General features: G+C 59.6%; 6 protein-coding genes. 1 reads left to right on the top strand and 5 read right to left on the bottom strand.

From position 1 onward, the window contains the following. The 3 genes from ACRXB1_RS26065 to ACRXB1_RS26055 form a co-directional block, all read right to left on the bottom strand. Positions 1 to 636, bottom strand: a 636-nt coding sequence (locus ACRXB1_RS26065; RefSeq protein WP_449493677.1) for a hypothetical protein, incomplete at its 3' end; no start/stop codon positions are given. A 5-nt stretch (positions 637 to 641) separates the two neighbouring features. Beyond that, complete coding sequence (locus ACRXB1_RS26060) at positions 642 to 1,919, bottom strand: HlyD family type I secretion periplasmic adaptor subunit (RefSeq protein WP_061998514.1); 1,278 nt, start codon at positions 1,917 to 1,919, stop codon at positions 642 to 644. After that, positions 1,916 to 4,219, bottom strand: a complete 2,304-nt coding sequence (locus ACRXB1_RS26055) for a type I secretion system permease/ATPase (protein ID WP_449493676.1) — start codon at positions 4,217 to 4,219, stop codon at positions 1,916 to 1,918. The genes ACRXB1_RS26060 and ACRXB1_RS26055 overlap by 4 nt, the downstream gene beginning before the upstream one ends. Before the next feature lie 592 nt (positions 4,220 to 4,811). On the opposite strand from ACRXB1_RS26055, the gene ACRXB1_RS26050 reads away from it, so the two are divergent. After that, positions 4,812 to 5,564, top strand: coding sequence for a copper homeostasis protein CutC (locus ACRXB1_RS26050; RefSeq protein ID WP_449493675.1), 753 nt, complete (start codon positions 4,812 to 4,814; stop codon positions 5,562 to 5,564). A 56-nt stretch (positions 5,565 to 5,620) separates the two neighbouring features. Here the strand turns inward: ACRXB1_RS26050 and ACRXB1_RS26045 are convergent, their stop codons facing one another. Together ACRXB1_RS26045 and ACRXB1_RS26040 are read right to left on the bottom strand one after the other, a co-directional pair. Next, the gene (locus tag ACRXB1_RS26045) at positions 5,621 to 6,037 is read right to left on the bottom strand and encodes a CopD family protein (protein ID WP_449493678.1); all 417 of its coding nucleotides are present in this window, start codon (positions 6,035 to 6,037) and stop codon (positions 5,621 to 5,623) included. Positions 6,038 to 6,067: 30 nt separating this feature from the next. Then, positions 6,068 to 7,270 (bottom strand): glutamate-5-semialdehyde dehydrogenase (locus ACRXB1_RS26040; RefSeq protein WP_449493674.1); only part of this gene is annotated, 1,203 nt, incomplete at its 5' end.

Genomic DNA, 7,270 nt, shown 5'->3' with positions numbered 1-7,270 from the left:
TACCATGGTTTTGGAGGGTGCCACGATGACTGGTTCCTGCGCCGTCGCGGCGGATCGCGCCATCTCGGCGCGCATCGCCTGCAGGTCAGCCTGCATGTCATGCGCGGGGTTCTCTGCAAGCGAAGGACGGATCGGCGAGGCCGATACACCCACGACAACTTGTTGCCGCGCAATCTGGACCGGCCGTTGCGCCACTGGCGCGCTTACTGCCGCCTGCACCGGAACGGTAGGCGCAAAACCCATGTCGGCGAAACCGCGCGGACGCGGTGCCGCGTTGACAGGTGCCGCCGGCGCAATGATCCGCGTAACAGCTGGCTGCACCGGCTGGGCGGTATGCGCCACCGGCGCCAACTCGTTGCCACCGTTCGGCGATACGCTGATGGTGCGCAATGGCGACGCCACTATGGCCCTGGGCACCGTTGCAGCACCATTCGACAACTGCGCGTTCTGCGGAAGCCACGCCATGTCGTCAAGCGCTGACTTCGCTTTGGCGACCGACGGCAGTGCTGCCATTGCAACCACTCCGGAACCGACCAGCACGCCAAATGACGAAACCAGCGGCCGGCGGCGATAGACATCTTTGATAAGTTTCTCTTCGCCGCGGTCAGGCCGGGCGATGCGTGTTGTATTTGACATGATGCTTATCTCTCGCGGAACGCTTCACGCGATTTGAAAATCGGTTTCAGCAGGTACGAAAGGACTGTCTTTTCGCCCGTGCGAATCTCGACGTTGCCGGTCATGCCTGGAATGATCGGGAGGTGCTTGCCTGCCGCCGTGAGTTCGCTTTTATCGGTCAGGACCTGGACGCGGTAATAGATTGCATCGGCCTTTCCGGGCGCAGCTTTTTCATCGACGAGCGTGTCCGGACTGATGTTGATCACATGCCCTTTCAAGCCCCCATAGATTCCGAAGTCATATGCCGAAACCTTCACCATGGCCGGCAGTCCCGGCTTGAGGAAAGCAACATCCGAAGGCTTCACGTGTGCTTCGACGATCAACTGGTCCGCGAACGGCACGATGCTCATGATCTGCTGACCAGGCTGGATCACGCCGCCGAGCGTCGTCACCTTGATGTCCTTGATGGTGCCTTTGACCGGCGCCACGAGCGTCGTACGCTTCAGCACGTCGGCGCGTCCAACGAGGTTCTCCTTGGTCTGCGAGAGTTCCAGCTCGAGCCGCGACAATTCGTCGTTGGCATCGGCCTGATACTTGTTGCGGCGCTCGACGATCTGCGATTGCAGGTCGTTTGCACTACGTTTCATGCGCAATACTTCGGTTTCCGAAATAAGACCGCGTCTGGACAGCGGCTCGGTCATGTTCAATTCGTTCATGGCAAGCGTGTAGCTGCGCTGAAGCGACGACACGCTATCTTCCAGCGCCCGGCGACGGGCCTGATAGGCCATTGTTTCGCTTTGCACGACGGTCTGGTCTGCGGCGACATCGGCAGGAAAAACGAGGGCCGTATGGAACGCTTCGGCTTTGAGGCGCGCCACTTTGCCTTGCAGGCCGATCAGCTTCGACAAGCCTTCTGCGTAGCTCGAGTCGGCACGCTTCGGATCGATATTGAGCAACAGTTGGCCTTTCTCGACCACATCGCCTTCCTTCACGCGCATGTCCGAAAGAATGCCCCCCTCCAGGCTTTGGATGATCTGCTCCCGGCTCACAGGAATGACCTTTCCCTGAGCCTGCGTGACTTCTTCAACACGGGCGAATTTCGCCCAGACCAGACCGCACACCATGATGGCGGCGACCAGATAAAGCACGATCATCGTGCCGGGAATGGATTGCGCCAGCAGCGATTCGCGCAGATCGTTCATGTACGCGGCGTGTGCCGGGTGAATGCGCGGTGCGGCGTTCTTGCGGCGGCCAGCCGGTGTCAGGCCGCGAATCCAGCGGCCAATCTTGGTAAGTGTTTTCATGCTGTTTCCTTCGTGGCGCTCGCGGCTTCATGCCCGGACGTCGCGTGTGTGACGGCCGGCGTGCGCAACGCGGCCAATACATCTTCTTTCGGACCATCGGTGACGACCCTGCCGCCATCGACCACGACGATCCGGTCGACCAGTTGCAGCAAAGACGGACGATGCGTGACCACGACGAAAGTGGTGTCCTGCGTGGTGCTCGCCAGATCGCGGATGAACGCGGCTTCGGTCTGGGTGTCCATGGCGCTGGTGGGTTCGTCCATCAGCAGCAATTTCGGGCGCATGATCAGCGTGCGGGCCAGTGCGACCAGTTGGCGTTGGCCGCCGGACAGACCATCGCCGTTCTCGCCGATCTGCATGTTCCAGCCACTTGGATTGCTGGCAGCCATGGCGTCCAGCCCGGTGAGCTTCGCGACTCGCAGCAGTTCATGAATGGATGCATCGGGGCGGCCGATCATCACGTTCTGACGTAACGACCCGTAGAACAGGCGGCTGTCCTGTGCGACATAACCTACCGAAGCGCGGAAGTCGGACGGATCGATTTGCGATACATCGATGCCGTCGCTGAATAGCTGCCCGCTTGTCGGACGGTAAAGATTCGCCATGACCCGCAGCAGCGACGACTTGCCGCTTCCCACGCGCCCCAAAATCCCTACGCGCTCGCCGGCTTCGATCTTGATGTTGATGTTCTTCAGGAATTCGGGCGGCTTCATGCCGTTCGGCGATGGATAGTGAAAACCCACGCCCTTCAGTTCGATCGCGCCTGTCACCACCGGACCGTCGAGGTAATCCACTTCCGGATCGCGTTCGACCGGCTTCTTCATCAGAGCGCTAAGCGAATCCATCGCAGCCTTGGCTTGCTGGAAGCGCACGGCGAGACCCGTTACCTGGGCAAGCGGCGCCAATGCGCGGCTCGCGAGGATCACTGACCCGATCAACGCGCCCTGGGTCAGCTTGCCGTCCGAGATCAGGTACACACCGGCGACCACGATCATCACGGTTTCGAACTGGGTGATCCAGGTGACGAAGTTGGTGGCCAGCGTGGAGAGGCGCTTCGACTTCATCGAGGTATCGGAGGCCTTGGCCGAGAACAGCTCCCAGCGCTCCTGCATGTAACGCTCGCCACCCGTGGCCTTGAGCGTTTCGATGCCTTCCACCGTTTCGATCAACACGCCCTGCTTCAACGACGATTCACGCAGGTTTTCCTTCATCGTCTTCTTGAGCGGCCACTGAATGAACAGGCTCACGCCGATAATCACCGGAATCAACGCCAGCGGGATGAACCCAAGCGGCCCGGCGATCATGAAAATCACCGCAATGTAAAGCAACGTAAACGGAAGATCGGAGATGGTTGCAAGCGTTGCGGAAGCAACGAAGTCGCGCACGGACTCGAACTCACGCAACTGGTTGGCGAACGATCCCGATGACGTCGGCTTGTGCTCCATGCGGATGGCCAGCGCCTGCTTGAACAGCATGGCGCCCATGATCAGGTCGGCCTTCTTGCCCGCGACATCGAGCACATGTGCCCGTACGTTGCGCGAAATGAATTCGAACAGCATGGCAATCGCCACGCCGATTGCGAGCGACCACAATGTGACGAACGCCTGGTTCGGCACAACACGGTCATAGACGTTCATGGTGAAGAAGGTGCCGGCAAGCGCCAGCACGTTGATCAGCAGCGCGCCGAGGGCGGCGCTCCAGTAATAACGGCGATAGCGCCACAACGTGCTCAGCAGCCAGTGGCCGCTTTCCTTGGCTTCCGGGCGTCCGGCCCGCATGTCATTGCGCCCGACCGGTTTCACGAGCATGGCAAAGCCGGTGTAATTCGCCTTGAGCTGACTCACGCCGATTGCCACGACCTTCGAGCCCGCTTCCGGCAGGACGACGAGATAAGCCGCTTCCATTTCGTCTTCGGCTGGCTGCTGGCCCTCTTTGATTTGCGCTGCCGGCTTGATAAGCTTGACGTCGGTCGGCGAGCGGCCGATCAGCACACAACCACCATGGTCTTTTCTGAACAGGACGACGGGCAGCAACATGGGCGAGACTTCGTGTGGCTGGCGTTCGATCACGCCCACCGAAAAGCCCGATTGCTCCATGGCGAGTTGCGCCTGCTTCGGCGAAATAAAACGTCCCGCGGGCAAGCCCGACAGCATGGCCGCCTCGCTGGTCGGCTTGCCGTGATAGGCCGCCATCCATACGAGACTTCGCAGCAGGGTATCGTCGACCTTCTTCGATAACGCCAAGGCGTTGTCATCGTCCGGCTGAATGGGCGTTACTGCGCCCGGTACTTCATTTTTCATGGCTTTTGACTTTTGAGCGCCGGCGTGGATGATGCCCGTTGACCGGCCGAGGTGGATACGTCGCTAAATTGACGTGAAACGATTCGTCGCGGATTGCATTTATTTCAGCGCGTGCATTATCTGTACGGGCATGGACGCGGAAAATCGGAAGCGTCTTAAATACAAGACCGGAAAGGAATCCGTAATTGCTACTGGGCGCACTGATCTAATGCGATGGGTTGATTTTCGTTGTCGATGACTCGGAAAACCATGAGAAACGTCCTAATTAAACAGATGCCGGATAGGCGATTCCAAGAAGAACTTTTTGCAGCAGAATTAACGACTTATGCCGTAGGGAGACGTGAAGCGGAGGTTGCAACGTAAAAATCGCAGGTGAAAACGCCCGCGCCAGATCAGCCGTCGTTTCGCGTATTGAAAGTGCGGCTGTCGATTCCTGCCCCTGGTTACGACGCTGCGCCGGACAGAACGAAAGTCGAGATGAATTTGACCCGAGCGTTATTCAAAATCATGTTCGTATGTCTCGAGCGCACGCTGAAATATCAGCACGGCTGATTTAAGCTGCAACCTGCGCCTTGATCGGGAAAGCCCTTCGATGTCCATACCCTCTGTTTTGCTCGAAATCTGCGCCGGTTCAGTTACTTCATGCCTGGCGGCCCAAGCCGGCGGCGCGAGCCGTGTCGAGTTCTGCGACAACTTGCTGGAAGGCGGGACCACGCCCTCTTACGGCGCGATCCTGAGCGCGCGGGACAAGCTGCAGATTGCGTTGAACGTGATCATCCGCCCGCGCGGCGGCGACTTTCTGTATTCGGGCATCGAATTCGAGGTGATGGAGCGGGACATTCGCGCATGCAAGGAGCTCGGCGTGGATGGCGTGGTGCTCGGGCTGCTCACTGCCGACGGTGACATCGACGTGTCTCGTACACGGCAAGTGGTCGAACTGGCCGCGCCCATGGCGGTGACGTTTCATCGCGCGTTCGACGTCGCGCGTGATCCGTTCAAAGCTTTGGAGGACATCGTCGATGCTGGATGCAGCCACCTCCTCACCTCCGGGCAGGAAGCCACCGCACCGCAAGGCGCCGCGCTGATCAACAAGCTTCGCGAGGCAGCCGGGGAGCGGATGGTCGTCATGCCCGGCGCCGGGGTGCGATTGAACAACATCGCGCAACTGGTCGCTGAAACCGGGTGCATCGAATATCACACCTCTGCCCGCGCGCCTGTGGCAAGCGGCATGCGGTATCGCAATGAGCGGGTAAAGATGGGGGGGCCGGGGCAGGACGAATATGCCATCGTGGAGACGTCGGCTGAACTGGTGAAGCAGATCATTGCAAAGGCGAATGACGGCTGAAATGCAGAACGCCGGCACTTGCGTCCGGCGTTTCTTCTAGTGCAACAAGCTTGAATTCAGAACGGCTTGAGAACAACCAGCAGTGTCGCGCCAAGCAAACCGAGCACAGGCAGTTCGTTGAACATCCTGTACCACTTGTCCGAGCGCTTGTTCTCGCCACGTGCGAACGTGCGCAGCAGGACGCCGCAGTAAGCGTGGTAAACAATGATCAGTACGACTATGGTCAGTTTTGCATGCATCCATCCCTGACCCTGGCCAATACCCACCACCAGCAAGAGCCATAACCCGCAAGCCAAAGCCGGCACTGCGATGAACGTCATGAAGCGAAACAGCTTGCGCGCCATGATCAGCAAGCGGGCGATGGCCGCCGGTTCCGTTTCCATTGCAAGGTTGACGAAGATGCGCGGAAGATAAAACAGGCCGGCAAACCACGAGGCCACCAGTACTATGTGAAACGCTTTGATCCAGAGCATCTGAGACATTTTCTCGCTTGGTAGGCGGGGTTATTGGCGAACTTCGCCGTGGCCTAGAACCACATATTTCATCGATGTCAAACCGTCCAGCCCGACCGGCCCGCGTGCGTGCAGCTTGTCGTTCGATATACCGATTTCCGCGCCCAGGCCGAACTCGAAACCATCGGCGAAACGCGTGGAGGCGTTGACCATCACGCTTGCCGAATCCACTTCGCGCAAGAAAGACATGGCGCGGTCGTGGTCTTCGGTGATGATTGCATCCGTGTGATGCGAGCTGTAAGTGTTGATGTGATCGATAGCGTCATCCACGCCGTCGACCAGTTTGACGGACAAGATCGGCGCAAGGTATTCCGTATTCCAGTCGGCTTCCGTGGCGGTAACGAGCGGGCCGTCGTAGCGCGCATTGTCGAGTACGGCACGGCTCGCCGCGTCCACGCGCAATTCCACGTCCTTCGCCCTGAATGCGTTGGCCAACATTGGCAGCGCGTCCGCTGCAATCGCGCGTGCGATCAGCAGCGTTTCCATGGTGTTGCAGGTCCCGTACCGATGGGTCTTCGCGTTCAAGCAAACGTTGAGCGCCTTGACGAGATCGGCGCGGTCATCCACGTACACGTGGCAGATACCGTCGAGATGCTTGATCATCGGCACGCGCGCCTCTTCCATCAAGCGCGCGATCAGGCTCTTGCCGCCGCGCGGCACGATGACGTCCACATAATCGGTCATGGTGATCAGCTTGCCTACCGCGGCGCGGTCCGCGGTCGCTACGACCTGCACCGCCTCTTGCGGCAAGCCGGCCGCCTCCAGTCCTTCGCTGATCAGTTTCGCCAGCGCGGCATTGCATTCGAGCGCCTCGGAACCGCCGCGCAGAATGGCCGCGTTGCCGGACTTCAAGCACAGCGCTGCGGCATCGATAGTCACGTTCGGCCGCGACTCATAAATGATCCCGATCACGCCGAGCGGCACGCGCATCTGTCCGACCTGAATCCCGGTCGGCCGGAATTTCAAACCACTGATTTCACCGATAGGATCCGCCAGCGCGGCGACTTGCCGCAAGCCTTCGATCATCGTGTTCAGTGCTTTCTCCGAAAGCGTCAAGCGGTCGATGAACGCAGCGTCGTGGCCTTTATCCCGGGCGCGGGAAAGATCTCGCGCATTGGCGTCTTTCAGCGCGGCGCGCTCGCGTTCGATGGCATCCGCAATCGCCGCGGGCAGATCGGGAGGGCACACGGCTGG

The organism is Caballeronia sp. M23-90 (assembly GCF_053574605.1).
This window is presented reverse-complemented; position numbering and strand designations above follow the sequence as displayed.